This is a genomic window from Conexibacter arvalis, assembly GCF_014199525.1.
Classification (GTDB): Bacteria; Actinomycetota; Thermoleophilia; order Solirubrobacterales; family Solirubrobacteraceae; genus Conexibacter; species Conexibacter arvalis.
Map to the genome: position 1 here is coordinate 1 of NZ_JACHNU010000008.1, position 25,086 is coordinate 25,086.

At 72.7% G+C, this 25,086-nt stretch carries 30 protein-coding genes, 3 tRNA genes and 1 pseudogene; 16 read left to right on the forward strand and 18 right to left on the reverse strand.

Annotation, left to right across the window (positions count from 1 at the left end; all coding sequences use genetic code 11):
- Positions 1-115: 115 nt before the first annotated feature.
- The 4 genes from BDZ31_RS20760 to BDZ31_RS20775 all read right to left on the reverse strand — a co-directional run bounded on the left by BDZ31_RS20760 (position 116) and on the right by BDZ31_RS20775 (position 2,447).
- A tRNA-Val gene (locus BDZ31_RS20760) sits at positions 116-188 on the reverse strand.
- Positions 189-313: 125 nt separating this feature from the next.
- Positions 314-384, reverse strand: a tRNA-Cys gene (locus BDZ31_RS20765).
- A gap of 105 nt (positions 385-489) precedes the next feature.
- Complete coding sequence (locus BDZ31_RS20770) at positions 490-1,176, reverse strand: GntR family transcriptional regulator (protein WP_343075652.1); 687 nt, start codon at positions 1,174-1,176, stop codon at positions 490-492.
- Positions 1,173-2,447, reverse strand: a complete 1,275-nt coding sequence (locus BDZ31_RS20775) for a hydroxyacid-oxoacid transhydrogenase (RefSeq protein ID WP_183344737.1) — start codon at positions 2,445-2,447, stop codon at positions 1,173-1,175. Before BDZ31_RS20775 ends, BDZ31_RS20770 begins: the two co-directional genes overlap by 4 nt.
- Before the next feature lie 79 nt (positions 2,448-2,526).
- On the opposite strand from BDZ31_RS20775, the gene BDZ31_RS20780 reads away from it, so the two are divergent.
- Complete coding sequence (locus BDZ31_RS20780; protein ID WP_246345684.1) at positions 2,527-3,900, forward strand: FAD-binding oxidoreductase; 1,374 nt, start codon at positions 2,527-2,529, stop codon at positions 3,898-3,900.
- 55 nt (positions 3,901-3,955) lie between these two features.
- Here BDZ31_RS20780 and BDZ31_RS20785 read toward each other — a convergent pair.
- Positions 3,956-4,422 (reverse strand): annotated as a pseudogene (locus tag BDZ31_RS20785) (peroxiredoxin).
- Between the two features lie 72 nt (positions 4,423-4,494).
- Between BDZ31_RS20785 and BDZ31_RS20790 the strand changes: the two are divergent.
- Both BDZ31_RS20790 and BDZ31_RS20795 read left to right on the forward strand, forming a co-directional pair.
- Positions 4,495-4,568: transfer RNA gene (locus BDZ31_RS20790), tRNA-Gly, on the forward strand.
- Between the two features lie 227 nt (positions 4,569-4,795).
- Positions 4,796-5,659, forward strand: a complete 864-nt coding sequence (locus BDZ31_RS20795) for a hypothetical protein (RefSeq protein WP_183344739.1) — start codon at positions 4,796-4,798, stop codon at positions 5,657-5,659.
- 100 nt (positions 5,660-5,759) lie between these two features.
- Here the strand turns inward: BDZ31_RS20795 and BDZ31_RS20800 are convergent, their stop codons facing one another.
- On the reverse strand, positions 5,760-6,083 hold the full coding sequence (locus BDZ31_RS20800) for a helix-turn-helix domain-containing protein (RefSeq protein WP_183344741.1): 324 nt from the start codon (positions 6,081-6,083) through the stop codon (positions 5,760-5,762).
- A 284-nt stretch (positions 6,084-6,367) separates the two neighbouring features.
- Here BDZ31_RS20800 and BDZ31_RS20805 point away from each other — a divergent pair, with 284 nt between their 5' ends.
- Positions 6,368-6,646 carry a helix-turn-helix domain-containing protein gene (locus BDZ31_RS20805; protein ID WP_246345686.1) on the forward strand — a complete coding sequence of 93 codons (279 nt, stop codon included), beginning with the start codon at positions 6,368-6,370 and terminating at the stop codon, positions 6,644-6,646.
- Between the two features lie 18 nt (positions 6,647-6,664).
- Complete coding sequence (locus BDZ31_RS20810) at positions 6,665-6,895, forward strand: hypothetical protein (RefSeq protein WP_221243238.1); 231 nt, start codon at positions 6,665-6,667, stop codon at positions 6,893-6,895.
- 38 nt (positions 6,896-6,933) lie between these two features.
- Here the strand turns inward: BDZ31_RS20810 and BDZ31_RS20815 are convergent, their stop codons facing one another.
- Positions 6,934-7,368: a putative toxin-antitoxin system toxin component, PIN family gene (locus BDZ31_RS20815; protein WP_183344747.1), complete on the reverse strand. Its 435-nt coding sequence runs from the start codon at positions 7,366-7,368 to the stop codon at positions 6,934-6,936.
- The gene (locus BDZ31_RS20820) at positions 7,365-7,586 is read right to left on the reverse strand and encodes a hypothetical protein (protein ID WP_246345688.1); all 222 of its coding nucleotides are present in this window, start codon (positions 7,584-7,586) and stop codon (positions 7,365-7,367) included. The genes BDZ31_RS20815 and BDZ31_RS20820 overlap by 4 nt, the downstream gene beginning before the upstream one ends.
- A gap of 348 nt (positions 7,587-7,934) precedes the next feature.
- Here BDZ31_RS20820 and BDZ31_RS20825 point away from each other — a divergent pair, with 348 nt between their 5' ends.
- Positions 7,935-8,222 carry a helix-turn-helix domain-containing protein gene (locus tag BDZ31_RS20825; RefSeq protein ID WP_183344748.1) on the forward strand — a complete coding sequence of 96 codons (288 nt, stop codon included), beginning with the start codon at positions 7,935-7,937 and terminating at the stop codon, positions 8,220-8,222.
- A gap of 17 nt (positions 8,223-8,239) precedes the next feature.
- Here the strand turns inward: BDZ31_RS20825 and BDZ31_RS20830 are convergent, their stop codons facing one another.
- Both BDZ31_RS20830 and BDZ31_RS20835 read right to left on the reverse strand, forming a co-directional pair.
- Positions 8,240-8,716: a tyrosine-type recombinase/integrase gene (locus BDZ31_RS20830; RefSeq protein ID WP_183344750.1), complete on the reverse strand. Its 477-nt coding sequence runs from the start codon at positions 8,714-8,716 to the stop codon at positions 8,240-8,242.
- A 20-nt stretch (positions 8,717-8,736) separates the two neighbouring features.
- A complete protein-coding gene (locus tag BDZ31_RS20835) occupies positions 8,737-9,159 on the reverse strand; it encodes a site-specific integrase (RefSeq protein ID WP_183344753.1) in 423 nt (140 codons plus the stop codon).
- Positions 9,160-9,234: 75 nt separating this feature from the next.
- Between BDZ31_RS20835 and BDZ31_RS20840 the strand changes: the two genes are divergently transcribed.
- Both BDZ31_RS20840 and BDZ31_RS20845 read left to right on the forward strand, forming a co-directional pair.
- Complete coding sequence (locus BDZ31_RS20840) at positions 9,235-9,495, forward strand: type II toxin-antitoxin system Phd/YefM family antitoxin (protein WP_183344756.1); 261 nt, start codon at positions 9,235-9,237, stop codon at positions 9,493-9,495.
- Positions 9,483-9,884, forward strand: a complete 402-nt coding sequence (locus BDZ31_RS20845; RefSeq protein WP_183344758.1) for a PIN domain-containing protein — start codon at positions 9,483-9,485, stop codon at positions 9,882-9,884. Before BDZ31_RS20840 ends, BDZ31_RS20845 begins: the two co-directional genes overlap by 13 nt.
- Positions 9,885-9,903: 19 nt before the next feature.
- On the opposite strand, the gene BDZ31_RS20850 is transcribed toward BDZ31_RS20845, so the two are convergent.
- Complete coding sequence (locus tag BDZ31_RS20850) at positions 9,904-10,800, reverse strand: oxygenase MpaB family protein (protein WP_183344760.1); 897 nt, start codon at positions 10,798-10,800, stop codon at positions 9,904-9,906.
- Positions 10,801-11,032: 232 nt separating this feature from the next.
- Between BDZ31_RS20850 and BDZ31_RS20855 the strand changes: the two genes are divergently transcribed.
- From BDZ31_RS20855 to BDZ31_RS20875, 5 genes are all read left to right on the forward strand, one after another.
- Positions 11,033-11,596, forward strand: coding sequence for a PadR family transcriptional regulator (locus tag BDZ31_RS20855; RefSeq protein WP_221243239.1), 564 nt, complete (start codon positions 11,033-11,035; stop codon positions 11,594-11,596).
- Positions 11,597-11,612: 16 nt separating this feature from the next.
- Positions 11,613-12,368: an ATP-binding cassette domain-containing protein gene (locus BDZ31_RS20860; protein WP_183344764.1), complete on the forward strand. Its 756-nt coding sequence runs from the start codon at positions 11,613-11,615 to the stop codon at positions 12,366-12,368.
- A 6-nt stretch (positions 12,369-12,374) separates the two neighbouring features.
- The gene (locus BDZ31_RS20865) at positions 12,375-13,100 is read left to right on the forward strand and encodes an ATP-binding cassette domain-containing protein (RefSeq protein WP_183344766.1); all 726 of its coding nucleotides are present in this window, start codon (positions 12,375-12,377) and stop codon (positions 13,098-13,100) included.
- On the forward strand, positions 13,100-15,652 hold the full coding sequence (locus BDZ31_RS20870) for an FtsX-like permease family protein (protein ID WP_343075666.1): 2,553 nt from the start codon (positions 13,100-13,102) through the stop codon (positions 15,650-15,652). The genes BDZ31_RS20865 and BDZ31_RS20870 overlap by 1 nt, the downstream gene beginning before the upstream one ends.
- Positions 15,653-15,866: 214 nt before the next feature.
- The gene (locus BDZ31_RS20875; protein WP_246345690.1) at positions 15,867-16,799 is read left to right on the forward strand and encodes a formylglycine-generating enzyme family protein; all 933 of its coding nucleotides are present in this window, start codon (positions 15,867-15,869) and stop codon (positions 16,797-16,799) included.
- Positions 16,800-16,827: 28 nt separating this feature from the next.
- On the opposite strand, the gene BDZ31_RS20880 is transcribed toward BDZ31_RS20875, so the two are convergent.
- Positions 16,828-18,756 carry a sulfatase-like hydrolase/transferase gene (locus BDZ31_RS20880; protein WP_183344770.1) on the reverse strand — a complete coding sequence of 643 codons (1,929 nt, stop codon included), beginning with the start codon at positions 18,754-18,756 and terminating at the stop codon, positions 16,828-16,830.
- Between the two features lie 140 nt (positions 18,757-18,896).
- Here BDZ31_RS20880 and BDZ31_RS20885 point away from each other — a divergent pair, with 140 nt between their 5' ends.
- A complete protein-coding gene (locus BDZ31_RS20885; protein WP_183344772.1) occupies positions 18,897-19,784 on the forward strand; it encodes an MYG1 family protein in 888 nt (295 codons plus the stop codon).
- Positions 19,785-19,823: 39 nt separating this feature from the next.
- Here BDZ31_RS20885 and BDZ31_RS20890 read toward each other — a convergent pair whose 3' ends face one another.
- Positions 19,824-20,513 (reverse strand): ArsR/SmtB family transcription factor, encoded by a 690-nt coding sequence (locus tag BDZ31_RS20890; protein ID WP_183344774.1) that lies wholly within the window; start codon positions 20,511-20,513, stop codon positions 19,824-19,826.
- A complete protein-coding gene (locus BDZ31_RS20895; protein ID WP_183344776.1) occupies positions 20,510-20,977 on the reverse strand; it encodes an RNA polymerase sigma factor in 468 nt (155 codons plus the stop codon). The genes BDZ31_RS20890 and BDZ31_RS20895 overlap by 4 nt, the downstream gene beginning before the upstream one ends.
- A 116-nt stretch (positions 20,978-21,093) precedes the next feature.
- On the opposite strand from BDZ31_RS20895, the gene BDZ31_RS20900 reads away from it, so the two are divergent.
- Together BDZ31_RS20900 and BDZ31_RS20905 are read left to right on the forward strand one after the other, a co-directional pair.
- The gene (locus BDZ31_RS20900; protein ID WP_183344778.1) at positions 21,094-21,897 is read left to right on the forward strand and encodes a methyltransferase domain-containing protein; all 804 of its coding nucleotides are present in this window, start codon (positions 21,094-21,096) and stop codon (positions 21,895-21,897) included.
- A 208-nt stretch (positions 21,898-22,105) separates the two neighbouring features.
- Positions 22,106-22,858, forward strand: coding sequence for a Crp/Fnr family transcriptional regulator (locus BDZ31_RS20905; RefSeq protein ID WP_183344780.1), 753 nt, complete (start codon positions 22,106-22,108; stop codon positions 22,856-22,858).
- An 87-nt stretch (positions 22,859-22,945) separates the two neighbouring features.
- Here BDZ31_RS20905 and BDZ31_RS20910 read toward each other — a convergent pair whose 3' ends face one another.
- The 4 genes from BDZ31_RS20910 to BDZ31_RS20925 all read right to left on the reverse strand — a co-directional run bounded on the left by BDZ31_RS20910 (position 22,946) and on the right by BDZ31_RS20925 (position 25,048).
- Positions 22,946-23,515 carry a hypothetical protein gene (locus BDZ31_RS20910; protein WP_183344782.1) on the reverse strand — a complete coding sequence of 190 codons (570 nt, stop codon included), beginning with the start codon at positions 23,513-23,515 and terminating at the stop codon, positions 22,946-22,948.
- A 140-nt stretch (positions 23,516-23,655) separates the two neighbouring features.
- Entirely contained in the window at positions 23,656-24,057 is a 402-nt protein-coding gene (locus tag BDZ31_RS20915; RefSeq protein ID WP_183344784.1) for a reverse transcriptase-like protein, read from the reverse strand.
- A complete protein-coding gene (locus BDZ31_RS20920) occupies positions 24,054-24,263 on the reverse strand; it encodes a hypothetical protein (RefSeq protein ID WP_183344787.1) in 210 nt (69 codons plus the stop codon). Before BDZ31_RS20920 ends, BDZ31_RS20915 begins: the two co-directional genes overlap by 4 nt.
- Positions 24,264-24,343: 80 nt before the next feature.
- Complete coding sequence (locus BDZ31_RS20925; RefSeq protein WP_183344789.1) at positions 24,344-25,048, reverse strand: hypothetical protein; 705 nt, start codon at positions 25,046-25,048, stop codon at positions 24,344-24,346.
- Positions 25,049-25,086 lie beyond the last annotated feature (38 nt).

The window sequence follows — 25,086 nt, forward strand, 5'->3', positions numbered from 1 at the left end:
CAGCACCTCCCCGACGACGCCGACCACGGCATCGTCTTAAAGCCCCCGGACAGCACAAACCCCGGCCACAGGCCGGGGTTTGTGCGACACCCTCACTTGCGGGGCTTTCGAGGAGTGGGCGATACTGGGCTCGAACCAGTGACCTCCGCCTTGTCGAGGCGGCGCTCTCCCAGCTGAGCTAATCGCCCTGGGAGATCGGAAGCATACCGTGGCGCTTCCGTTCGTGCTGCCCGGCTGTGCTCTTGCGAGGCCCGGACGAGCGGAGCGGCATCCTAACCGAATCGCCGCCCGCGGCGCGCTGCGGCGCCGGCGAAGGCGACGACCGGAATCGAACCGGTGTACACGGCTTTGCAGGCCGCTGCGTAGCCACTCCGCCACGTCGCCAGGGAGGCGTAAGGGTAGATGATCGGGGCCTCTCGCGGTCGGCTTGCCGTCAGCGCGGCGATGCGCCGGCCGCGCTGGTCGGGCCGGACGGGGCGGCGCGGCCGCTCACAGGCCGCCCGCGGCGGCGACGAGCAGCTCGCGGGTGCGCTCGAGGTGGGTGCGCATCGCGGCGGCGACGGCGGCCGGGTCGCCGGCGCGGAGCGCCTCGACGATCGCGACGTGCTCGTCGTAGATCGCGCGCAGGTCGCGGCCGCGGCCGACGGTGCTGGCGCCGCGGAGGCGGACGTGGTCGCGCAGGTCCGCGACGATCGCGGCGAGGCGCGCGTTGCCGGCGGCGCGCAGGAGCAGCTGGTGGAAGTCGCGGTCGCGGGCCATGAAGGCGTGCTCGTCGGGCGGGTCGAGCTGGGCCTCCATCGCCGCGAGCATCGCCTCGACCTCGCGCACCAGCGCGTCGTCGGCCCGCCGCGCCGCCTCCTTGGCGGCGGGGACCTCGAGCAGCAGCCGCAGCGCGAAGACCTCGTCGAGGTCGCGGGCGCTCGTCTCCAGCACGCGCGCGCCGCGGTTGCGCTCGAAGCGGACCATCCCCTGCCGCTCCAGCAGCAGCAGCGCCTCGCGCACGGGCGTGCGCGAGACGCCGAGCCGGTCGGCGAGCCGGGCGACCGAGTACAGCTCCCCCGCTCTCAGGCGGCCGTCGACGATCGCCGAGCGCAGGGCGTCGGTGGCGCGGTCGGTCAGCGTCTCGCGCCGCTCCCGACCGTCCTCCCGGAGCGGATCGAGCGGCGGCCCGCTCACCAGTTCTCCAGGGAGGCGGTGAAGATGTCGCGCAGGTCCTCGGCGCTCGGCTCGCGCGGCGCGATCACGAGCAGCCGCTGCTGCTTGAGCGCACCGTCGACGAGCGCCGGGACGTCGTCGGCGTCGTAGCCCAGCTCCGCGATCCCGCGCGCGGCGCCGACGTCGCGCATCAGCTCCCGCAGCGCGTTCGGCAGCGCCTCGGCGCCGGCCTGCTCGTCGCGCGAGCCGGTCAGCAGCCCGGTCACGTGGTGGTGGCGGTCGGGCATCGCCTCGTAGGTGAAGCGGAAGGCCGCGGGCGCCGTGACGATCACCGAGTGGCCGTGCGGGACGAACGGGTGGTCGGAGGGGTAGCCGGGCGGCTGGTAGAGGTGCTTGAGGCCGGCGATCGGATACGCGCAGGCATGCGGGATGTGGACGCCGGCCGAGCCGAAGCCGACGCCCGCGAGGCTGGCGGCGAGCATCATCGCGCCGCGCGCCTCCATGTCGTCCGGGTTCTCGACCGCGCGGCGCAGGTAGCGGCCGCCGTACTCGAGCGCCTTCGCCGACCAGACGTCGGCGACCGGGTTGGAGCCCTGGTAGGGCGGGCGGTCGTCGGGCGTGGCCGGGCGCGGGCGGGCGTCGAACGGCTTGGAGAGGAACGACTCGGCGGCGTGGCAGACGACGTCGAGGCCGGCGGAGGCGGTCACCTCGGGCGGCAGCGTGCGCGTCAGCTCGGGGTCGACGATCGCCTGCGCGGGGCGCAGGTAGCGGTGCGAGATGCCGCTCTTCACCCTCAGCTCCGGGATGTCGAGCACCGCTACGGTTGTCGCCTCCGAGCCGGTGCCCGACGTGGTGGGGATCGCGAGGTGGGGCATCAGCGGCGACGGCGGCTTGCGTCCGCCGCCGACCGGGGCGTTGACGTAGTCCATCACCGGCGCCGGGTGGCTGGCGACGAGGTTGGCGACCTTCGCGGTGTCGATCGCCGAGCCGCCGCCGATCGAGACGAAGCCGTCGACGCCGTGTGCGACGGCGACGTCGGCGGCCTGCTGGAAGGAGTCGAGCGTCGGCTCGACGCGGCTGTCTTCGAAGCGGACGACCTCGATCCCCTCCGCGGCGGCGAGCGCGGCGACGCGGTCGGGAAGGCCGAGCGCGGCGACTCCTGGGTCGGTGACGAGCAGGACGCGGCGGACGCCGAGCCGCTTCAGCTCCCAGCCGGCGTCCTCGACGGCGCCGGGACCGAACTTCACCGGCGTCGCCTCCAACGTGAACACGGTCTCGCGGCCTGCGGCCATCGGGTGCAGCCTCCTCGATTCGTTCCGTGCGGCGGCGCCGGGGCGGTCGATCCCGCCGGTGAGTAGCATGCTACATGCTATGGGCCTCGCAGATGTGCTGCGCGACGTCGTCGGACCCGCTCACGTCCTCGACGACCCCGACACAACCGCCCCCTTCGAGCGCGACTGGACCGGCCGCTTCGGCGGGCGGGCGGCGCTCGTCGTGCGTCCGGCCGACACCGCGCAGGTCGCCGCGGTCGTCGCGGCGTGCGCGCGGGCCGGCGCGGCGATCGTCCCGCAGGGCGGCAACACCGGCCTGGTCGGCGGCGGCGTCCCGCGCGGCGGCGAGGTGGTCGTGTCGCTCGTGCGGCTGAACGCGATCGGCGCGGTCGATCCGGCGCTCGGCGTCGTCGAGGTCGGAGCGGGCGCGACGCTCGCGGCGCTGCAGCAGACGGCCCGCGCCGCCGGCTTCGACGCCGGGCTGGACTTCGGCGCGCGCGACTCGTGCACGATCGGCGGCGCGGTCGCCTGCGACGCCGGCGGGGCGCGGGCGCTGAGCCACGGGACCGCGCGAACCCGGGTCGCCGGCCTGGAGGCGGTGCTGGCCGACGGGACGGTCGTGACACGGATGGCGGGCCTGGCGAAGGACAACGCCGGCTACGACCTGCCGGCGCTGCTGGTCGGGTCGGAGGGGACGCTCGGGATCGTGACGCGCGTGCTGTGGCGGCTGGAGCCGCGGTTCGACGCGCGCGTCGCGGCGCTCGTGCCGGTCGCGTCCGCGGACGCGGCCGCGGCGCTGCTGACGGCGCTGCGGGCGGAGGCCCCGACGCTCGAGAGCTGCGACTTCTTCCTCGACGACGGGCTGGAGCTGGTGCTGCGCTACCAGCGCAGAGCATCGCCGATCGAGCCGCGCGCCCCGTTCTACGTGCTCGCCGAGTGCGCCGGCCGCAGCGACCCGACCGACGAGCTGGCCGCGGCGCTGGAGCGGGCGGGGATCGAGGAGGCGCTGATCGCCGACGACACGCCCGGGCGCGACGGGCTGTGGGCGCTGCGCGAGCTGCACCCCGACGCGATCAACGCCGTCGCGGTGCCGCACAAGCTCGACGTCGGGGTGCCGCTGGCGGCGCTGGGCCGCTTCCTCGACGCGGTGCCGCGGGTGCTGGCCGAGGCGGCGCCGGACGTGCCCGACGCGCGCGCGATCCTCTTCGGCCACCTCGGCGACGGCAACGTCCATGTCAACCTGCTCGGCCCATCGCCCGACGACGAGCGCGCGGACGACGCCGTGCTGGAGCTGGTGCTCGCCTCCGGCGGCACGATCAGCGCCGAGCACGGCGTCGGCGTGGCGAAGGCCCGGTGGCTGGAGCGCGCCCGCGGCGCCGGCGAGGTCGCGGCGCTGCGCGCGCTCAAGCGGGCGCTCGATCCCGACGGCATCCTGAACCCGGGCGCGGTCCTTCCCTCCCCCGGCCTTCGCTGAGAGCGCCGCGCGATCGGGCCGGTCGGGCGGAACCGCGCCGCGCCGGCCCGGCGCTTCAGCCCGCGGCCGCCGGCAGCCCGGCGATCACCCGCTGCAGCTCGTCGACGGTGACGTAGGTGAGACCGACTGCGTGGACCTTCTTCCACACGACGGTCCCCGCCTCGTCGACGAGGAAGGTCGCGCGCTTGGTCCCCGTCAGGCGCGAGCCGACGCCGTAGAGGCGCGCGACGGCGTGGTCGGGGTCCGCGAGCAGCGGCACGGTCAGCCCGTGGCGGTCCCGGAACGCCTCCTTCTGGCGACGTCCTTCCCGCTCACGCCGATCACCGTGACGCCGAGCGCGGACAGGTCGTCGGCCCGATCGCGGTAGGAGCACAGCTGTTTGGTGCAGACCATCGTCTCGTCGCCCGGATAGAACGCGAGCACGACCCGCTGCCCACGCAGCGAGGAGAGCGTGCACGGCCCGTTCGTCCCGTCGAGCGTAAAGTCCGGCGCCGGATCGCCGACCTGCGGTGTGGATGCCATCCGACAACCCTACGCACCGCCCCCGACCACGCCGCATCGCGCGACGAGTTCTGGCTATACTCGCCGGGCGTTGCGGATGTAGCTCAGTTGGCTAGAGCGTCTGCTTGCCATGCAGAAGGTCGAGGGTTCGAGTCCCTTCATCCGCTTCACCCGAAAGCCCCGCTCCGGCGGGGCCTTTCGGCGTTCTGGGGGTGCCGCACGCACTAGTGATGGGCGGAGTGGGTACCGGGTGCGGGTACCGGACGGTGGATTGACGGACCGTGCCTGCCCCGACTTATGCGTTCGTATCGGCCACGCGGTGACCGGTGCGCATGCGCTCCACCATTCTTTGACTGACTCCGCTTGCGTCTGGTTCATGTGGGACGCTTCGGCTATGGCCTATCGGCCGCTGTCAGCGCGCGGGCAGTCGAGCACGTCGTTCGACACCCTTCACGAGGGGATTCCTGCCTGGTTGCTGGAGCCAGTGCGCGCGTGGCTGCGTCCGTTCATCCGATCTCGCGCGACCACCGGCGGCCTCATCTACCACGCCGATTGGATGCGCAATCTCCAGGCACGGATGCACCTTGAGCCACCGTTGCCATGGCACTTCGCCATCTCGGATGTCGCGCACGCCTTGGAGGAACGCGTTGCGAGGAACAACGGCGAAGTCGGTCTCGACATCATCGATTACGTTCTCCACCATCTTCCCGAGGCTCGCCGCTACGGGAGCGATGAAGCTGCGGAGGAGATAGCAGCGATCCTGCTCAGCGGCGGGTCGGCATGGGAAGTAACTCCGGTGGGGAATGACGGCAGCTACAGCCTCACACGACGAGCTGTCGGTCCCGTCCGCGAGGCCATCGACGAGATCATGCCGGTCGCGGAGCGAGCCGGACGCCATCTCACTGACGCTTGGAGATACCTCGCGAGTCGCGATCCGATTCCGGATCAGGCGTACTTTCAAGCGCTCATGGCGGTCGAAGCGGCAGCGAAACCGATTGTCTCCCCGAGAGATGGGGACGCAACCCTTGGGAAGATGCTTCGCGCGGTTCGGGACGCGCCCCAGAAGTTCAGATTTGTCCTGGGCGATGTGTCGACGGTTGTTCCGATGATGGAGGCCATGTGGACAACACATGTACGCCACGGCACGGACGATCGCGAAGCTCCGATGGGCATGTCGCAGGACGAGGCCGACGCCGGTGTGCACACGGCTCTCACGCTCGTTCGGTGGTTCGTCGGCGGCGCGATCACGCGGGATTGAGGTTCACCGACCGCAGGCTGGCCCCTGGACGATCGCAGCGGTGTCCGCCCTTGTTGCCTCGCTCGCTTCACGAAGCCGACTCTGCAAACGGCGTCGCGCCCTACACGTCGAAGCTGCCGCGCAAACGCTTGAGATTTCGCCAAGCGGTGTCAAACCCAGACAGGCTCTCGCTGAACAGCGCCCGCGCACGGGCGAGGTCGTAGGCGGGGAACTCGCCGGGGTCGGGGTCGAGCGCTTCTCCAAGGATCAGGATGGTCTGATCGGTCGGGCGGCGGTCGGGGTTGCGCTCCAGCGCCTCGATGCCTGACGGCGAGATGCCGGGGTCGCCGACGCTGCCGGTGCGGTGGGAGAGGACGCTGCGGCTGATGTCGCGCGCCTCGCGGACGCGGCGGAGCTGTGTCGCGAACGGTTCGTCTCTGGGCACGCCCGGGATAAAACCCGGTATGCCTACTCTTGACTACATACTGCGGTAGGCATCCCGTGGTTGCTCGGTGGGTTCGTTGCGGCGGCATCGCCGTCGTTAAGTAGGTGCCCCCGCGACGCTGGAACGTCCGGGGGCGTGGCACCGAAGGAGTGATCTTCGATGCGAATACACCGTATCGAGTGCATCGTCGTGTGCGCTGAGTTGATCGGCGCCGCCGCCCGACCGTGGCAGCGCGGAGCGCAACAGCTTTCGCGACGCTGCAGAGCGACGCAGGCGACCTCATGATGAGCCGTTCTCCTCAATCGCCGCAGTCGGCGGATCACGTCGCGCTCGGCGTCGCCGTCCGGGTGCAGCGAACCCGCGTGGGCTTCACACAGGAAGGTCTCGGCTTCGCGGCCGAGATGCACCGCAACTATGTCGGTGCGATCGAGCGTGGTGAGATCAACCCGTCGTTCGCGCTGCTGATGCGGCTCAGTCACGGCCTCGAGCTGCCGGTCTCGGAGCTGATGATGCGGTACGAGGCCGAGGCAGCGCGGCGCGGGCAGACAAGCCGAGGCGCTTAGCGAACCGTCGTGCGCAGATTGCACACGACGACGGTGCGCTTCGACGCCGACGCCTGGGAGGCGATCTGCCGCGAGGCCGATCGCCTCGGCGTCGCGCGCTCGATGTTCATCCGCGAGGCGCCCACGGCACGCATCGCACGGTGCGAGCAGCGCTCGGAGCTACGCGACCTGGCCGACCGGGTCGAGCACATCGAGCGTCGCTTGGCGCTCGCCATCGTCGCGCTGCGTCGGCTGCTTCGTCGCGGATAGCGCCGGGATGCCCGCGGAGTCCATCGCGCTCCGTGCATCTAGTCTGTCCTTGCTTCCTGAAGGCCAAGCAGCTCGCAGGCGGCGCGCGCATCGATCGCCGGCGGTCGCAGCTCGGGATGGTCGAGCAGATCGCGATCGCCCGTGACGATTGCGTCAGCCGTTGCCACGAGGGCGAGGGCGACGAGGAAGTCGTCGTTGGGGTCGCGCAGGATCGTCTTCGGTGACTCCGGATCCGGAAAGACCGTCGCGATCAGCTCCAACGCGTCGAGCAGCGAGTCGGCTTCCGCGGCGGTCACCCGTGAGCGGAAGTACGGCTTGGCGAGCCCGCGTCGAAGCTCCTCGAAGACCAGCGGGCAGGCGACCAGCTCGAACGCTCCCGTCCGTGCAGACGCCAGCAGCCGGCCCGGTGGGCTGCTCGATCCCGCGACAGCGCCAGAGAGCAGCACGCTTGTGTCCAGGACGAGCCGCGTCAACGCCGCTCCGCGCGCACTTCGCGCACGGCGCGAACGGCGAGGTCGGTGGCCTCGTCTTCGCTCAAAGCGTTGCGACGCTGGACCTCACGCAAGGTCTCGAACCCCAGCTCGATTCGCGCCAGTTCCTCAAGCAGCGTCCGGTCGTCCTTCCCCGGACGGCGCGCCCGAAGCTTCGCGAGCAAGTCGCTGTCGAAGTCGATCTTCGTCGTCGCAGCCATAGTCCAAAGCGTAGCCTGGCCGGCGCCAAGCTCCAACACGCTTCGGCGAAGCATGGCGACTCGCAGCGCGGCGCAACCCTGGTTGTCACCGCGCCTCCGAGCCCTCACACACCGTGACAACTCAGTTATCACGAGCCGCGTCCCGCTCCTGGCCTCCGGATCCGCCGTGTTTGCAGCGCCTTCGCGTTCGAGGAAGGGGGTCACCGCCCGCTCCCCCGGTGACCCCCTTCCTCGACCTGCACTTAGAAGAACCAGCTCGGGGAGATGAGGTGCGAAGGCGAAAGGAAGGGCCGGAGGCCAGGAGCGGGATGCGGAACTCCATGACGGAAGTCGTGCAGCCAGCGGCCTGTGGCCCTGGTGCAGCTGATGAGTGTTGAGCTGGGAGCGACGGGCGACGGAGGAAGCGGACTGGCGAGGCCGAGACGACGACCCGTCCCCGACAACGAGCGACCGGTCTCGAAGCGAGGCATCACGCGCGAGGATGTGCTGACGGCGGGCGAGGTGGCGGCGGTGCTCGCGTTGCCGAAGTCGACGGTCTACGAGCTTGCCCGACGCGGCGAGCTGCCGTGCGCGCGTCTCGGTCGTGCCGTCAGGTTCCTGCGCGACGACATCGAGGCCACTCTCCGCGACTGCTGAGCAGCCGACGTGGCCTCTCAGCCGGACGCTGGCACGTCAGCAGACGACGACTCGACAACGCCGAACGCCGCATTCACCGCGACGATGGCGGCCGGATCGATCTTGCTGTGCAGGTAGCGGTTCGTGGTGCGCAGTTCGGCGTGGCCGAGCACATCACGCACCGTCACCAGCGGCAGCGAGCGGGCAAGGACCGAGCCGGCGGCGTGGCGCAGACCGTGCAACTTCACGGGCCGCAGCCCCGCAGCCGCCGCCGCGCGCTTGTAGCGGCGACGAATCGCCGAGGGATCAAGCCGGGCGCCGTAGCGGTTGCAGAACACGTAGTCGCTCGGCCCGGTGAACTCGTCGCGCCGGCCGAGGCGGGCAAGCGCCTCCGCCGCAGGACGAGGCAGCGGGACCTGCCGGCCGCGTCTGCCCTTCGGTTCCTTCTCGACGCCCGCGCTCACCGCCCGCTCGACGTCGAGCACCGCGCCGGACAGGTCGGCCAGGAAATGCACGTGCCGTTATCTCAACGCGATCACCTCCCCCAACCGCACCCGCTGTAGAACTGCACGCGGAACAGCTCGGCGTCCTGCCGGTCCTCCAGCGAGCGCGCCGCCAGCTCGGCGTCGCCGATCGCGGCGAGGCGGCCTCTGTAGTTCGGCACCGACGCACGCTGCTCGCCGCGCTCGCACGCTCGCGCAAGCGCCTCGATTTCGTCGACCTCGTAGTGGTCGAGCGGCGCCGGCGGCTGCTCGTAGCGCTTGTCGATCCTGGTGACCGGGTTCGCGGCCAGCGCGTACGTCTCCGGCTTCATCGCGTACGCGAAGACGGCGTGCAGGATCGAGCGGTGCAGGTTGACGTTCCGCGCCGACAGGCCCTCGGCGTCGAGGTCGCGCAGGAACGCCGCGACCTCCGCCGCCGTGATCTCGTCATGGGGCCGGTCGCCGAAGCGTTCCATCACGCGGCCCTTGACCTTCCCTCTGCCGCGCTTGTACCTCGAAAGGGCATCAGATTTGTCTGATACGGTCGGAACATGGTCCGGCTCAGCGCTACCGACGTCGCTCGCAGCTTCTCGTCGGTCATGAACCGCGTCGACGCGGGCGAGGAGATCGAGATCGTCCGCAATGGCGTGCCGATCGCGGAGCTGCGCCCCGCACCGCGCCGTCGAACGATCTCCGCCGAACGGTGGCGAGAGCTGCTGGCCACCGCGCCAGCCGTCGACGACGACTTCGCCAGCGACGTCGCACGCGCGCGCGAGGCGACGGAACCAGCGGATGGCGCATGGCCGTCCTGATCGACACCTCGGCCCTCATCGACATCGAGCGTGGCCGCTCCGACCTCGATGCCGCTGCCGGCGACGAGGACCGCGCGATCAGCGCCATCACCGCGAGCGAGCTGCTCCATGGCGTCCACCGTGCCACCGACGAGCGCGTCCGGGCCCGTCGCCAGGCGTTCGTCGAGCACATCCTCGCTGCACTCGACCCGATCCCGATCGACGGTCGCGTCGCCCGCGCGCATGCCGCCGCATGGGCGCAGCTCGACGCGGCCGGAGCGCGGATCGGCGCGCACGACCTCTGGATCGCCGCCACCGCCATCGCCCACGGCCATGCCCTCGCGACCGCCAACGTCCGGGACTTCGCACGGGTGCCCGGGCTGGCCGTGGTGCAGCTGCGCCCCGGCTGAACGACGAAGCCGGCACCGCCTACCGCGGCGGCGGCTGCAGGCACGACCGCCGCGCCTGCGCGTCCGCGCCGGGTCCCGCCGCCATCGCAACGGCCCCCGCGCCGCCCCCGCTCCTCAACCGCCCCGCCGCTGCCCGCGCCGACCGCACGCGCCGCGCCCGCGCCGGCAGGGACGGCCGCACGCGCCGCACGACGACCGCGAACGCACGCAGCACCCGCTCCCGGCGCGGCGACCAGCGGACGCCCAGCTCATGCCGCAGCGGCTCCGGCAGGAGTCCGGCGGTCGGCAGGCCGCCGAGCGCGGCGAGCGGGGCGGCCGCCGGCGGCAGGCCGAGCGGGTTGAGCGCGAGCGCGGCCGCCTCGCGCGCGGCCGGCGTCGCCTCGAGCGTCTCGCGCACGACCTGCTCGACGTACGCGCGGAACGCGGGCAGCGTCGGCGGCACGGCTTCCGGCGGGACGCCGCACAGCTCGGCGAAGCGGCGCTGCTCGGCGTAGAACCGCTCCTGCTCGGCGGCGCTCAGACGCCCGACGAACAGCTGGAAGACGATCAGCGACGTGTCGACCAGCGTCGCCCACACCCACAGCACCAGCGCCGGGTCGGCGGCGTGGTAGGACGCTCCGGCCTCGCGCCCGGCCGGCACGACGCCGCGGTAGCGGACGTGGAGCCGCCGCATCCGCTCGGCGCTGCGGACAGCCGTCTCCGTGTCGCCGAAGAGGATCTCGCCGACCGTTCTCAGCGTGTGTCTCAACCGCCCCCAGCGATCGTCGCGATAGCGCGAATGCTGCTCGACGGCGGCTCCGATGCGCGGGTGCGCCATCTGCAGGATCAGCGCCCGACCGCCCCCAAGGATCATCGCCGTCTCCCCGTAGACGCGCCACGTGACCGACCCGGGGCCGAACAACCCGGCGGCGCTCATCGCCGCACCCCCTGGCTCGTGTGGACGAGCCAACCCTAGCCCGCCGGCGGGTCCGCATGCGCACGTGCCATCCCAAATCTGCGCACGCCCTCCTCGCCTCGCTCTAGGATTGCCGCAACGTGCCGATTTCGGGGGAGTGGGTCCGCCGGGGTGGATCTGCCGGGAGCGCCGCACGCGGATGCGGCGGAGGAGGCTCAGGGGAGTGTCGGTGAAACTGGCAGTGCTGGGGTTGTTGACCGAACGGCGTGGCTACGGCTACGACATCGCCAACCGCCTGCAGGAGCGGCTCGGGCCGAGCTTCAGAGCGGTCTCCGGCGCCGTCTATGTCTCGCTCGACCAGCTCGTCAGAGAGCGGCTGGCAGCCGAGGCCAAGCGGGTCGAGTCGCGCCGCCAGGTCAAGGTCTACTACGAGGCGACGGCGCAGGGGCGCGACCGCTTCTCGGCGTGGATGAGCCAGTCGCCGGCCCGCGAGCCGCTGCGCGGCGAGCTGTACCTCAAGCTGGCCGTCGCCCGCGGCCAGCACCTTCCCCTTCTCAGAGCTGAGCTGGAGCGGCTCGAGCGCGAGTGCATGACCGAGCTGCAGGCACAGACCAACACGATGGCGCTCGGCCCGGGAGCCCACGACCAGGTCGGCTGGGAGGTCGCCGCGCGCTGGCTGACCGACGCGGCCGCGCTCGAGCGGCTGGGCGGAGACCTGCGCTGGATCCGCATGGCGCTGCGCACGATCGAGCAGACCGCCGACGACGGCTCGATCCCCACCGAGGCGCTGATGCGCGCGACCGCCGCCGGCCTCTGACGTCCCCGTCGATGCGATGAGCGCTCCCCTCCTCTCGCTCGACTCGATCCGCGCCTCCCACTGGCGCGGCGCGCGCGAGGTGGTCGTGCTCGACGGGGCGTCGCTGACGCTGCACGCCGGCGACTTCGCCGCCGTCCTCGGCGAGCGGGCCGCCGGCAAGACGACGCTGCTCGAGATCGCCGCCGGCCTGCGCCGCCCCAGCGCCGGCCAGGTCCGCTACGCCGGTCTCGACCTCGCCGCCCTGGACGATCGCGCCCGCGGCCGCCTGCGCCGCTCCGAGATCGCCTGCGTCTGGAGGCGTGCGCTACCGACGACCCACGCCGGCAACGTGCTCGACCACGTGGCGCTCCCGCTCGTCAGCGCCGGCGTCCGCCGCGCCGAGCGCCGCCGCGCGGCCTCCGAGCTGCTGGAGCGCGTCGGCGCGACCGACTGCGCCCAGGCGCGCGTCGACGAACTCTCCGACGCCGAGCGGGCGCGCGTCGCGCTCGCCCAGGCCGGCGTGCGCCGGCCGCGGCTGCTCGTGCTCGACGAGATCACCGACACGCTCGACCTGGTCGAGCGCAACAGCGTGCTCGGCATCCTCCAGCGCTTCGCCCGCGACGGCGCCGCGATCCTCCTCACGGCCGCCGACGCCCACGGAGCGGCCGGCTCCAACCGGCTCTTCTCGCTCTCCGGCGGCCGCCTCGTCGGCGCCGCCGAGCCGACGCCCGCCGACGTGATCGAGTTCCCCCGCCCCACCCCGCGCACCGGCGCGGGCGGCCGCTCCGGTTAGCCGACGGTGCTCGAGTTCCGCGACGTCGTCAAGCACTACCGCAGCGGCGACTCCGTCGTGCGCGCGGTCGACGGCGTCTCGCTGGAGGTCGCCGCCGGGGAGCTCGTCGCCCTCTACGGGCCGAGCGGATCGGGCAAGACGACGATGCTGATGCTGGCCGCCGGCCTCGACCGGCCCGACCGCGGCGAGGTCCGCTGCGACGGCCGCTCGGTCGCCGGCATGTCGGCGGAGGAGGCGACCCGCTATCGCCGCACGCAGCTCGGCTTCATCTGGCAGCAGTTCCACCTCGCGCCGGGCATGTCGGCGCTCGACAACGCGGCGATGAAGCTGATCGCCGAGGGGCTCGGCCGCCGCGCCGCGCGCAGACGAGCGGCGAGATGGCTGGAGCTGGTCGGGCTGGCCGAGCGCACGAGACACCCGCCGGAGCAGCTCTCGACCGGCGAGCGCCAGCGGGTCGCGATCGCCCGCGCGCTCGCGAACGAACCGCGCCTGATCCTCGCCGACGAGCCGACCGGCAACCTCGACACGACCCGCGGCCAGGCGGTGCTGACGCTGCTGGCCCAGATCACGCGCGACGCCGGCGTCGCGACCGTGCTCGTGACCCACGATCCGACGGCGGCCGCCTACGCCGACCGCGTCCGCACGCTGCGCGACGGGATCCTGCTCGACGGCGCCGCGACCGCGGCCGAGGAGGTCGCCCGCGACGCGGCCGCCAAGGGCACGGCGCCGTGATGCGCTACCTGTGGGATCTGCCGTGGCTGTGGTGGCTGCGGGCCCGCAAGCGCCCGGGCCAGGAGGCGCTGGCGATCGTCGGGATCGCGATCGGCGTCGCGCTGCTGTTCGCGGTCCAGATCGCCAACACGAGCGTCACCGGCTCGGTGCGCGAGCTGACGGAGGGCATCACCGGCTCGGCGTCGCTCGCGCTCGTCGCACGCGACCCGCACGGGATCGACGCCGCGCACGCGACCGCCGCCCGCTCGGTCGAGGGCGTGACCGCCGCCGCGCCGGCGCTGTTCGTGCGCGCGAACGTCAGCGCGGCCGACGGCGGAGGCGAAGCCGCGCCGGTCCAGCTCGTCGGCGTCGACGACCGCTTCGCCTCGGTCGCCGGCCAGCTCGTGAAGGGCTTCGGCGGCCAGTTCGGCGTCAAGCTCCGCCGCGCGCTGCTGATGCCGCGCGGGCTCGCTGACCGGCTCGGCGTCGACACCGGCGACCGGCTGCGGCTCGCGGTCGGAGGCCGCTCGCACGAGGTCTTCGTCTCGACCGTCGTCGGCGCCGGGCAGGTCGGGCCGCTGGCGCAGAGCGCCGTCGTCGTCGCGCCGCTCGGCTACGCCCAGCAGCTCGCCGGGCTGCCGGACCGGCTGACGCACGTCCTGATCGCGACCGCCGACGGCCGCGAGGGCGCGGCCCGCGCCGGGCTCGCCGCGGTCGCCGACGACCGCGCCGACGTCGTCGCGAGCGACCACGACGCGCGGCTGATCGAGCAGGCGGCCGGCCCCAACGAGCAGTCGACCGGGATGTTCGCGGCGATCAGCATGCTCGTCGGCGTCCTCTTCACGTTCAACGCGATGCTGCTGACGATGCCCGAGCGGCGCCGCTTCGTCGCCGAGCTGCGGATGCAGGGCTTCGGCCGCGCGCAGCTCGCGACGCTCGTGCTGTTCGAGGCGCTCGCGATCGGCGTCGCCGGCTCGCTGCTCGGGCTGCTGCTCGGCGACCTGCTCTCGCGCCACGTCTTCCACGCCGAGCCCGGGTACCTCGCGTTCGCCTTCCCGATCGGGACCCAGCGGATCGTCAGCGCCGAGGCGGTCGCGCTCGCCTTCGCCGGCGGACTGGCCGCGACCCTCGTCGCCTCCGGCCGGCTGCTGGTCGACGCGATCGCATCGGTCCCGCTCGCCGCCGCCTACCGCAGCGCGGACGAGCCGGGCGAGGGCATCCCGCGCCGGCTGCGGCCGTGGCTCGCGGTCGCGGCCGGGGCCCTGGTCGCGTTCGCGGTCGCGATCTACCTGCTGGCGCCGGCGCTGACCGTCGTCGGCGTCGGCGCGCTCGGCGTCGCGGCGGTGCTGCTGCTGCCGGCCGCGATCGACGGCGCCCTGCGGCTGGCCGACCGTCTCGCCGACACGGGCGTCGGCGGCCTGCTGTCGATCTCGGTCTCGGAGCTGCGCGCCAACGCGACGCGGGCGGTCGCGCTTGCCGCGACCGGCGCGCTCGCCGTCTTCGGCTCGGTCGCGATTGAGGGCGCCCATCGCGACCTGCTGCGCGGCCTCGACGACATGCAGGGCTCCTACATCGGAACGGCCGACGTATGGGTGACCGCCGGCGGCGACGAGAACGTCCTGACGACGACGCCGTTCGCCGCCCCGGCGGCGCTGAGAGCGCTGACGGCGAGCCCGCTCGTCGCCTCCGTGCGGCCCTACCGCGGCGGCTTCCTCGACGTCGCCGGCCACCGCGCCTGGGTGATCGCGCGCGACGCGGCCGGCGGCGACCCGATCCCCGCGGGTCAGCTCGTCGCCGGCGAGCGGGCGCGAGCGGCGGCGGCGCTGCGCGACGGCGGCGCCGTCGTCCTCTCCGACGGGCTCGCCGACCACCTCGGCGTCGACGTCGGCGACGAGCTGGCGCTGCCGACGCCGTCGGGGACCGAGCGCCTCCGCGTCGCGGCGACGACGACCAACCTCGGCTGGGCGCCGGGGACGCTGCTGCTCGGCGGCGACGACTTCCGCCGCGCGTGGGCGAGCGAGGACGTCAGCGGCGTCGAGGTCTCGCTCGCCCCGGGGGTCGCGCCGGAGCAGGGCCGCCGGCTGGTCGAGAGCGCGCTCCCCAGGGACGCTGCGCTGACGGTCGAGACGGCGGCCGAGCGGCTCGACCGCTTCCAGCGGCTGTCGCGCGCGGGCCTCGACCGCCTCAGCCAGATCTCGACCCTGATGCTGGTCGCCGCTGCGCTGGCGATGTCGGCCGCGATGAGCGCCGCGATCTGGCAGCAGCGCCGTCGCCTCGCCGTCCTGCGGATGCAGGGCTTCGACGTCGAGCAGGTGTGGGCGACGCTCGTGCTCCAGAGCCTGATCGTGCTCTCGGTCGGCGCCGGTGTCGGCGCCGCAGCCGGGCTCGCCGGCCAGGTGCTCGCGACCCGCTGGGTGACGCTGACGACCGGCTTCCCGTCGATCTTCTCCCCCGCGCTCGCGCTCGCCGGCCTGACCTTCGCCGGCGTCGCCCTCGTCGCCACGCTGGTCGTCGCGATCCCGGGCTGGTTCGCCGCACGCGTCTCCCCGACCGCCAGCTTCCAAGGCGACTGAGACGCCGGCTCCAGCCGGCGGACCCCTAGCTCAGAGGAACGCGAGCGAGGGATGGCGGTCGCCGGAGCGGCGGCGTACGGTCTCCGAGAGGTCGCTCGCACTCCCCTTCCAGAGCGGCCCGACCGCGCCCCGCCGCGCGGCACGAGGCGAGGCCCGCCGCTCCACTCCCCCTTTCGAGCGGCGGCCTCGCTTCTTGCCACTATCGTTCCCGAGGATGGCCGACCAACCGCCCAAGGACATGGTGTGGATTCCGGGCGGGACCTTCCTCATGGGCTCGGACGACTTCTATCCCGAGGAGCGGCCGGCCCATCGCGTCGCCGTCGACGGCTTCTGGATGGACGAGCATCCCGTGACCGTCGCGGCCTTCCGGCGCTTCGTGAAGGCGACCGGATACCGCACCGTCGCCGAGCACGCCCCCGACCCGGCCGACTATCCGGACGCCGACCCGGCGCTGCTCGTGCCGGGATCGCTGGTGTTCCGCCAGACCGACGGGCCGGTCCCGCTCGACGACCTCCGACGTTGGTGGGCGTGGACGCCCGGCGCCGACTGGCGCCATCCCGAAGGGCCCGGCAGCACGACGCACGGCCGTGAACGGCACCCGGTGACCCACGTCGCCTATGAGGACGCCGCAGCGTATGCCGCATGGGCGGGCAAGGCGCTGCCGTCAGAGGCCGAATGGGAGCGGGCCGCGCGCGGTCTCCTCGAAGGCGCCGTCTACTGCTGGGGCGACGAGCCGCATCCGAGAGGCAAGATGATGGCCAACACCTGGCAGGGCGCGTTTCCGTGGAGAAACGACCTGACCGACGGCTACCTCGGCACCTCGCCCGTCAAGCGGTTCCCGCCCAACGGCTTCGGCCTCTACGACATGGCCGGCAACGTCTGGGAGTGGACCGCCGACCTGTTCGCCCCGCGCCATCGCGACGGCGCCGCCGGCAGCTGCTGCGTCCCGCGCAATCCGCGCGTCACCGACCACGGCGCGAGCGGCGACCGACCCGGCGCGCAGATCGCGCGCCGGGTGATCAAGGGCGGCTCGCACCTGTGCGCGCCGAGCTACTGCCTGCGGTACCGCCCGGCCGCGCGCCAAGGCGAGGCGGTCGACAGCTCCACCACCCACATCGGGTTTCGCTGCGTCATCCGCCCGGCGTGAGCCGTCACGGATCGGCGCGGCGGCCGGGTCACGGCTTCGCCTGACCGGGCACCGATCCGGTGGAGGGCGTCTTCCGCTTCGCCGCGCGCTGCTGCTTGAGCGTCCGGCCCAGGCGCGTGAGCGTCACGCGCACCGCCGGATCTCTGCTGTGGACGAGGTTGTCCAGCTCCAGCGGATCGCGAGCGAGGTTGTAGGCCTCGAACTGCTCCCGCGCCGGCCGGCGCTTGACCGTGGTGACCGCGGCCTTCCCGCCTCTGCGCTCGACGTTTCCGCGCAACAGGGTGACGACGTCCTTGCCGCCGTCCCTCCCTCTCCCGCCGCCGGATCCGGGGTCGCTCCAGTACTGCTCGGTGTCGTAGTAGCGGCTGTACTTCCACGTCTCCAGCGCCCCGCCCGGGCCCGTGCGCAGCTGCGTGACGATCGTCTCCACGTGGTTGGGCTGGACGACCGACTCGTACATGCGTCTGGAGATGCTCACCTGGTGCTCGCCCTGGCTGGGATCGTCGTCCGTCATGAAGTAGACGGGATCGTCGACCGTCGCGGCGCCGGCCTTCCCAAGGATGAACTTCGACAGGTCGCGTCCGACGAGCGGATGGACCTCGGTGTGGGTCCGCTCGAGCTTCCCGCGCAGCTTGCCCTCATTCAGCCCGGCGAGCCCGAGCAGCGTCGGCAGCACGTCGGCGTGGCTGGTCAGGACGTCCGCTCTCTGGCGGCCGGAGAACAGCCGCGGGTTGTGGACGATGAATGGGACGTGCGTCGTCTCCTCGTAGGCCTGATGCCACTTCTGGTGCATCCCGCCGTGGGCGCCGAGCATGTCGCCGTGGTCGGAGGTGAAGATCACGATCGTGTCGGCCGCCATCTGCGGGTCGGCGGCGAGCTGGTCGAGGACCTTCTGGATCTCCCTGTTCACGTTCTGCATCAGCTGGTAGTAGAACCGCTGATACTCGAGCGTGTTGGGCGACGGCTGCAGCATCTTCGGGTACGTCGCGACGTAGCTGCGCTGGCAGGTCGGCTTGCCCCTCAGGTCCTCTCTGCTCGTGGCGGCGTACATCGCCTCGTCGAACAGGTCCGACGGCACGTCGGTCCCCTCGAGCTGCCCGGTCAGGTTCCAATCCGGCAGCCGCTTGGTGAACGATCCCCAGGCCGCGATGTCGTGCGGGTTGACGAACGAGCTGACGACGAGCCACGGCGCCTGCTGGCCTCTGCGCTTGCTGAGCGCGCGCAGCAGATCGACCGTCTGGCCGGCGTACTGCGCGTCGCGTCCGCCGGCCCCTCTCGCGGACGATCCCGAGTTGAGCGGGTCGTCGCCGTGCGGCTCGGGCCCGATCCAGCCGTCGAACCCGTATCCGTCGAGCCGGTTGGCGCGCAGATAGGTCCGCTCGGCTCTGGGGTCGCGCCGGCCCCGCTGGTCGTAGCTCGGCAGCGACTGGTGGGTGCCCGGGGTCGTCAGATCGGCGTGCGAGACGTGCCACTTGCCCTTGTAGTAGGTCTCGTAGCCGCCGGCGCGGAAGTAGTCGCCGAGCGTCGGCACGGTGTCGGGATCGAGCCAGTGCATGTCGCTGTCGGCGGCGCCCTTGGCGATGCCGTCGGTCTGCGACACCCCGTGCAGCGGCGGGTACTGCCCGGTGAAGAACGACGTGCGGCTGGGAGCGCACGCCGCGGTCATGATGTAGTGGCTGTTGAATTCCAGGCCGCTGTCGCGCAGCGTCTCCTCGGCCGTCAGGTGGCGCGAGCGGAACGCTCTCGTGGCCGCGGACTCGTAGGCCGGCGGAAAGCGGTACTCGTCGGCCATGATGACGAGGAAGTTCGGCCGTCGCGGGCGCCTGCCCGGCGGGGGCGGCGGAGCCGATCGTTCCCTCGCAGCGGCCTCCCCCGCTTGTGAGATTCCCACTGCCGCGACACCGGCGCCCTGGATGAACCGGCGCCGCGAAACCGCGCGGTCGTCATGACCCGCCATCTCTCGACCTCCCTGACGAATGAGCGTGGCGACTGTATCGGAACGGCTGGCGCAACCGCGCGCCCCTCCCGACGCCTCGGGGTCGGGCCGCCGTCGCCCGCCCGGTCCTCGCCGCCGCGCGCCCCGCTACGGTGAAACGCATGAGAGTCGCCACCCACAACGGTTCATTCCACGCCGACGACGTCTTCGCGATCGCGGTCCTGCGACTGCTGCACGGCGACCGGCTCGAGGTCGTCCGCACGCGCGACCCCGAGCAGCTCGCGGCCGCCGACCTGCGCGTCGACGTCGGGCTGCGGAACGACCCGGCGACGGGCGACTTCGACCACCACCAGCGCGGCGGTGCCGGCGAGCGGCCGAACGGGATCCGCTACGCCTCCTTCGGGCTCGTGTGGAAGGCGTTCGGAGCGGAGATCTGCGGCAGCGACGAGATCGCGGAGGAGATCGACCAGCTGGTCGTCCAGGGGATCGACGCCAACGACGTCGGCCAGACGATCGTCGAGCCGCTCGTCGGCTCGGTCACGCCGCTGACGGTCTCCCACGCGATCGGGATGATGAACCCGAACTGGGACCAGGAGAACGGGGCCGCCGCGAAGGACGCCGCCTTCCTGCAGGCGGTCGGCTTCGCCGAGGGGATCCTTGGCCGCGCGATCGCCTCGGCGCAGGCGCAGGCGCGCGCCGCCGAGCTGGTCCGCGGCGCGATCGCGCGCGCCGAGGACCCGCGCCTGATCGAGCTCGACCGCGGCATGCCGTGGCACCGGGAGCTGGTCGCCAACGCGCCCGAGGCGCTGTTCGTCGTCTACCCGCGCGAGCAGGACTGGGGCCTGCAGGCGGTCCCGCGCGTGCTCGGCGACTTCGCCAACCGCAAGGACCTGCCGGAGCGGTGGGCCGGGATGACCGACGCCGATCTCGCCGCCGTCACCGGCGTCCCGGACGCCCGCTTCTGCCACGCCGGCCGCTTCATGGCCGTCGCCGGCAGCCGCGACGGCGCGCTCGCGCTCGCGCGGCAGGCGCTCGCCGACGGCGGCTGACGCGCCCGCGCCGCGGCGCGCGCGGCCGCCGCGCCGCGACTAGTCGAGATCCCCGGCCGCCGCCGCGTGCAGCGGCCGCGGGCGGCGGCTGGAGCGACGGCCAAGGTGCTTGCCGTCGCCGTTGCCGGCCTGTCTGCCGTCCTCGGGCACGCCGGCGGCCTCGAACAGCATCAGCACGACCCCGCTCGGCATCGCGCTCTTGCCGTGCTCGTCGCCGGCGTCGCGCAGCCGCGCGGCGCTCTCGCCCTCGATCTGCTCCAGCTTCGACATCAGGTTCTCGAGCTCGCCGGCGAGATCTCTCCAGCCCTGCTCGTCGAGCGTCACGGCGCGACGGCTGAGATGGGCGTCGCCGCGATCGAAGCCGCCTCTGGCGGCGGCGGTGTTGACGTAGCCGGTCACCTGCTCCAGCGACGCGCCGACCATCGCGCGCTTGACGATCGACGGCGTCTCGGCCCAGCCTTCGTCGGTCACGACCGGGCGCGCCTTCGCCCGGTAGTGGTGCTCTATCGCGCCACGGCGCGGGGTCCGCTTGACCAGCTCCAGGAACCCGAGCGCGTGCAGACGGCGCACGTGGTAGCTCATGACGCCGAGCGACACGCCGAGCAGCTCCGACAGCTCGTTGGGGCTGGCCAGCTCCCGGTCCTCGAGGATCGCGAGGATGCGGATCCGCAGCGGATGCGCGAGCGCCTTGATCAAGCGCGGGTCGGTGATGTCGCTGTACGGCTTCATCGGGTCGTCTCGAGTTCCTTCCGCAGGCGTCCTCGGAGTCGGTGGAGTCGCACTTTCACGGTGCCCTCGGGAATGCCGAGTATCCGGGCCATCTCCGGTTGACTCAGATCTCCCTCATAGCGTAGAGCAAGCAAGCGGCGGTCATCAACGGAGAGGCGCTCGACGACCTGCCCGACCTGGAGCCGCAGCAGCAGCCCCTCGCGCTCCTCCTCCGCCTCTTCGTCGGCGACGGTCGCGAGGACCGACTCGTCGTCGAGCAGCTCCCGCTCGGAGCGCGTTCTGCGTCGCGCGAGCAGTCGCAGCGCCTCGTTGCGGGCGATCTGGCGCATCCACGGCACGCGGTCCTCGCTCCGGCAGGTGGCACGCCGACGCCAGGCGCGCAGCAGCGCCTCCTGAACGGCGTCGTCGATGTCTTGTGCTGCCGGGAGGAATCGTCGGGCCTCTCGCGACGCTGCGGCCCGCATGCGCTCCCAATCCCAATCCTCGTCTCCCGGCCTCTGCACGCGGATCCCCGCGACTGCTCGGGCCACAAGGCAAATATCGAGGTTTCGTCAAAGTTGGCGAAGTATGTGAAACGGTCGTGAGCGCTCAGCGGGTCTACGTGGTCATGGAGACGACCACACCACCCGCGGCGCTGATCGCATATGAGCGGCTCGCCCCCGTCTACGACCGCTTCACCGACTCCTACGACCACGACGGCTGGGTCGGGCGGTTGGAGGCGCTCGCACGCCGCCACGGCCTCGCCGGCCGCCGCGCGCTCGACGTCGCCTGCGGCACCGGCAAGAGCTTCCTCCCGCTCGTCGCCCGCGGCTACGACGTGTGGGCGTGCGACTTGTCGCCGGCGATGGTCGACCGGGCACGACGTGTCACCGGCGACGTCTCACCTGCGCGCGTCACGGTAGCGGACATGCGCCAGCTTCCGGCGCTCGGCTCCTTCGACCTCGTCACCTGCCTCGACGACGCCGTCAACTACCTGCTCGACGACGACGGCCTGCGCGCCGCCTTCGCGAGCGTCGCGCGCCTGCTCGCGCCCGGCGGGATCTACCTCTTCGACGCGAACACGCTGGCGACGTATCGCGACGGCTTCGGCGCCCGCGCCACCTTCGAGCGCCCGCTCGCGGACGCGATCTGGCGCGGCGAGACGACCGGCCCGATCGTGCCGGGCGCGATCTGCTCGGCGTCGATCGAGATCGGCGGCCCCGCCGCCGCCGTCAGCCGTCACGTCCAGCGCCACCACCCCGAGGCGACGGTGCGCGCGCTCTTGGCGTCGGCCGGGCTCGACTGCCGGGCCGTGATGGGCCAGTCCCCCGGCGGACTCCTCCACGAGGAGCCCGACGAGGAGGCCCACACGAAGCTCGTCTACGTCGCGCGGCGACCGGTTTGACGCTTTCCCACCGCGACCACGGAGAGGAGGTGAACCCAGTCATGCAGATCATCCGTCCGATCATCCGCCCGGCGATCATCCGCCCGTAGCCGGGCGCGCTCCGGACGGGCGCCGCCGAGCCGGGCAGACGGCCGGCGGCGCCCGCCCTCCGGGCTCCGAGGAAATCCGGGAGAGCGATCCGCGCCGAACGGGTAGTGCAGGAGACGGGATGAGTGTCAGCGATACAACCACCCGCTCCGGAGACCGCTTCGTCTACGTGCTCGACCACGACGCCGGCCTGCGCAGCGTGCTCCAGGAGGCCGATCGCGCCCGCTGCCGCCAGCACGCGGTCGCCGCGATCGCCGAGGTTCCCAGCGGGCCTTGGGATCCGCAGGCCAACCCGATGCCCGAGGCCGAGCTCGGCCTGCTCGTGCTCGACGGGCTGCTGATCCGCGACGTCACGGTCGCCGAGGCCCGCTGCGGCGAGCTGATCGGCCCCGGCACGATCCTGCGCCCGTGGGACGAGAGCGGGCTCGACGCGCCGATGCGCCACGAGGTCGACTGGCAGGTGATCGAGCCGCTGCGGGTCGCCGTGCTCGACCAGCACTTCCTGCGCGTCGTCGCCCACTGGCCGCCGCTGATCACGGCGCTGGTCGCGCGCGCCAACGAGCGCGCCCAGGATCTCGCCGTGATGGTCAGCATCCACAGCCTCAAGCGCGTCGACGTGCGGCTGCTCGCCTTCTTCTGGCACCTCGCCGACCGCTACGGCAAGGTCACCTCCGACGGCGTGCTGGTGCCGCTGGCGCTCACGCATCGGCAGCTGGCCCTGCTGGTTGGCGCCCAGCGGCCGTCGGTCACCTCGGCGCTCGGCACGCTCTCCGAGCGCGAGCTGCTGCGACGCGACGACGACGGCAACTGGCTGCTGACCGGTGAGCCGCCCGAGGACCTCAGCGTGCTCGCGCCCAACGGGGTCGCGGCTTAGGTAGGAGGCCGCGTCCGACGACGCCGGGCCCGACGCCTTCCGGCGCCGGGTCTGCGTCGCCGTCTCCGGCGAGCGGCGTCGCCGCGCTCAGCCGAGATGGGAGGTGGCGGCGTGCGGCTTGTCGGCCGCGCGGCCGGTCCGCTTGGCGTCGCGCACCGTGCGCTCGTCGCGGCCCATCGCGAGCAGCTCGTCGACCAGCGCCAGCGCCGCCGCATGGGTGCGGTCGGTGTGGCGGCGGATCGAGCGCGCCGCGTACGTGCCGGCGGCGTCGAGCCCCAGCCGCCGGTCGACGACCGCGGGCGAGGCCCGTGTGACCCACCGCAGCGGCCTCGACCGCTCGCGCTTGCGCTCCTCGGCCCACTCGAGGCAGCGCTGCTCGCGTGCCCGTTCGATCTCCGCGCTGCCGCGCGAGCCGACGACCATCGAGGCGTAGCGGTAGAGGTCCTGCCTCCGCTCCTCGTCGATGCGGTCGTTGTACGCGCGCAGGAAGCCGCCGATGACCGGGCACGCCGCGGCCGGGCGGTCGCTGAACGGCTCGCCGGCGAGCATCGACGCCAGCTCCATCACACAGGCGCCTTCCGACGGCGCCGCGTGCTTGCCCTTGCTGAGGCGAATCGTCTGGTAGTTGACCTGCTGGGCCTCGCGCTGCTCCGACATTGGCAACCCCTTTCTGACGCTCAGCGCCATTTCGGGATACCCGCGAGTTCGTGCTGTCAGGCACGAGCGCGCGAAGCGGGCGGCTGGGCGTCATGATCCGGACGTCCGCTCAGCAGCGGCTGCGCGGTCGCCGCGGCCGGTCAGGCGAGGCGGTCGAGCGCGGCGTTGACGAGCGCGTCGGCCTCGGCGTTCTGCGCGCGCGGCACGGAGCGCACCGTCCAGCGCGCGAAGCCGCCCAGCGCCGCCGTCGCGGCCGCGTGCAGCGGTCTCATCGCGGCGTGCTTGACGCGGTACTCGCCGTTGACCTGCTTGGCGACCAGCTCGGAGTCGTTGACCACCTCGACCTCGTCGGCGCCGAGCGCCCGCGCTCGCTCCAGGCCGAGCAGCAGCGCGCGGTACTCGGCGACGTTGTTGGTCGCCTCGCCGATCGCCTCGGCCCGCCGCTCCAGCACCGCGCCGTCCGCTCCCGCCACGACGACGCCGATCGCGGCCGGCCCCGGATTGCCGCGCGCCCCGCCGTCGACGTGGACGACGAGCTTCACACGCTGCCGTCGATCCGGGGCAGCGGGAGACGGTCGATCGCGGCGCGCTGGCGCCGGTCGCGCAGTGCGCGCGCCTGCTCGCCGCCGTTGGAGCGGGCGCCGCGGCCGCGACGCTCGCCTCTGCGGCGATCGACGATCACGGTGACGTTCTCGTCATCGGCGTAATACGCCGTCAGCTTGTCGTAGAGCTCGTCCTCGAGCTCCACGGGCACAACGCAGTAGATCAATGGTCCTCGCCGGTCTCGACGACCTTGTCCGAGCGGATCCTAGTCGACCGGCGCGACGGCTACGCCGGCGTCAGCAGGCCGTACTCGTCCGCCGCGGCGTTCGCCTCGACGCGGTCGGCCGGCTCGAGCTCCTCGAGCTCGTAGCCCTGGCCCGCGGTGCGGACCGAGCCGCCGTCGAGGTCGACCTCGTAGCGGTACCAGCACAGCTCCCAGGAGACGACGATCGTGACGATGCTGGTCGACTCCTCGACGGCGCGCGCGACGACAACCGGTGCGCCCAGCGAGCGGGCGACGCCGGCGACGGTGCGCGGGTGCTCGCTCTGGTTGAAGCGCTCGATCGCGGTCGCGGTGCGCTGCTCGATGCTGGTCGGCACCGCCTTGACCTGGCGCAGCTCGCGCTGCGGCTCAATCCGCTCGACGCGCTCGACCCGCTCGACGCGCGAGGAGCCCGCGCGCGCCTGCTGCTCGTGGACGTGGTCGTCGTGGCCGTTGGAGGGAGCGGCGGCGTCGTCGTTGCGCGGCCGGCGCAGGCGGCTCAGCAGCGAGCGGCGGCGCTCGCCGGGCGCCGAGCGCGTGCCGCGCTCGAGCACCGCGTCCTCGCGGACCCAGCCCTCGTGCAGCGCACGCGGCTGGCACAGCTCGCAGACCTCGCGACGGGTGCCGCCGGCGATGTACGTCTCCGCACGCTCGCCGCGCAGCAGGGTCCGGCCGCACACGTCGCACGAGACATGCGCCTGCGTCGTCCGGATGTCCTTCGTCGTCATGAGGCCGCCGAGGGTAGCAACCCCCGACAGCCGTCAGG

Coding starts and splice junctions, on each gene's coding strand:
- BDZ31_RS20870 (WP_343075666.1), top strand. CDS start 13,100: ATGCGCTACCTGTGGGATCTGCCGTGGCTGTGGTGGCTGCGGGCCCGC.
- BDZ31_RS20820 (WP_246345688.1), bottom strand. CDS start 7,586: ATGGCTGCGACGACGAAGATCGACTTCGACAGCGACTTGCTCGCGAAG.
- BDZ31_RS20795 (WP_183344739.1), top strand. CDS start 4,796: ATGGCCTATCGGCCGCTGTCAGCGCGCGGGCAGTCGAGCACGTCGTTC.
- BDZ31_RS20885 (WP_183344772.1), top strand. CDS start 18,897: ATGAGAGTCGCCACCCACAACGGTTCATTCCACGCCGACGACGTCTTC.
- BDZ31_RS20895 (WP_183344776.1), bottom strand. CDS start 20,977: ATGCGGGCCGCAGCGTCGCGAGAGGCCCGACGATTCCTCCCGGCAGCA.
- BDZ31_RS20845 (WP_183344758.1), top strand. CDS start 9,483: ATGGCCGTCCTGATCGACACCTCGGCCCTCATCGACATCGAGCGTGGC.
- BDZ31_RS20780 (WP_246345684.1), top strand. CDS start 2,527: ATGGGCCTCGCAGATGTGCTGCGCGACGTCGTCGGACCCGCTCACGTC.
- BDZ31_RS20840 (WP_183344756.1), top strand. CDS start 9,235: ATGGTCCGGCTCAGCGCTACCGACGTCGCTCGCAGCTTCTCGTCGGTC.
- BDZ31_RS20805 (WP_246345686.1), top strand. CDS start 6,368: ATGAGCCGTTCTCCTCAATCGCCGCAGTCGGCGGATCACGTCGCGCTC.
- BDZ31_RS20875 (WP_246345690.1), top strand. CDS start 15,867: ATGGCCGACCAACCGCCCAAGGACATGGTGTGGATTCCGGGCGGGACC.
- BDZ31_RS20890 (WP_183344774.1), bottom strand. CDS start 20,513: ATGAAGCCGTACAGCGACATCACCGACCCGCGCTTGATCAAGGCGCTC.
- BDZ31_RS20775 (WP_183344737.1), bottom strand. CDS start 2,447: ATGGCCGCAGGCCGCGAGACCGTGTTCACGTTGGAGGCGACGCCGGTG.
- BDZ31_RS20925 (WP_183344789.1), bottom strand. CDS start 25,048: ATGACGACGAAGGACATCCGGACGACGCAGGCGCATGTCTCGTGCGAC.
- BDZ31_RS20850 (WP_183344760.1), bottom strand. CDS start 10,800: ATGAGCGCCGCCGGGTTGTTCGGCCCCGGGTCGGTCACGTGGCGCGTC.
- BDZ31_RS20905 (WP_183344780.1), top strand. CDS start 22,106: ATGAGTGTCAGCGATACAACCACCCGCTCCGGAGACCGCTTCGTCTAC.
- BDZ31_RS20910 (WP_183344782.1), bottom strand. CDS start 23,515: ATGTCGGAGCAGCGCGAGGCCCAGCAGGTCAACTACCAGACGATTCGC.
- BDZ31_RS20835 (WP_183344753.1), bottom strand. CDS start 9,159: ATGGAACGCTTCGGCGACCGGCCCCATGACGAGATCACGGCGGCGGAG.
- BDZ31_RS20860 (WP_183344764.1), top strand. CDS start 11,613: ATGAGCGCTCCCCTCCTCTCGCTCGACTCGATCCGCGCCTCCCACTGG.
- BDZ31_RS20880 (WP_183344770.1), bottom strand. CDS start 18,756: ATGGCGGGTCATGACGACCGCGCGGTTTCGCGGCGCCGGTTCATCCAG.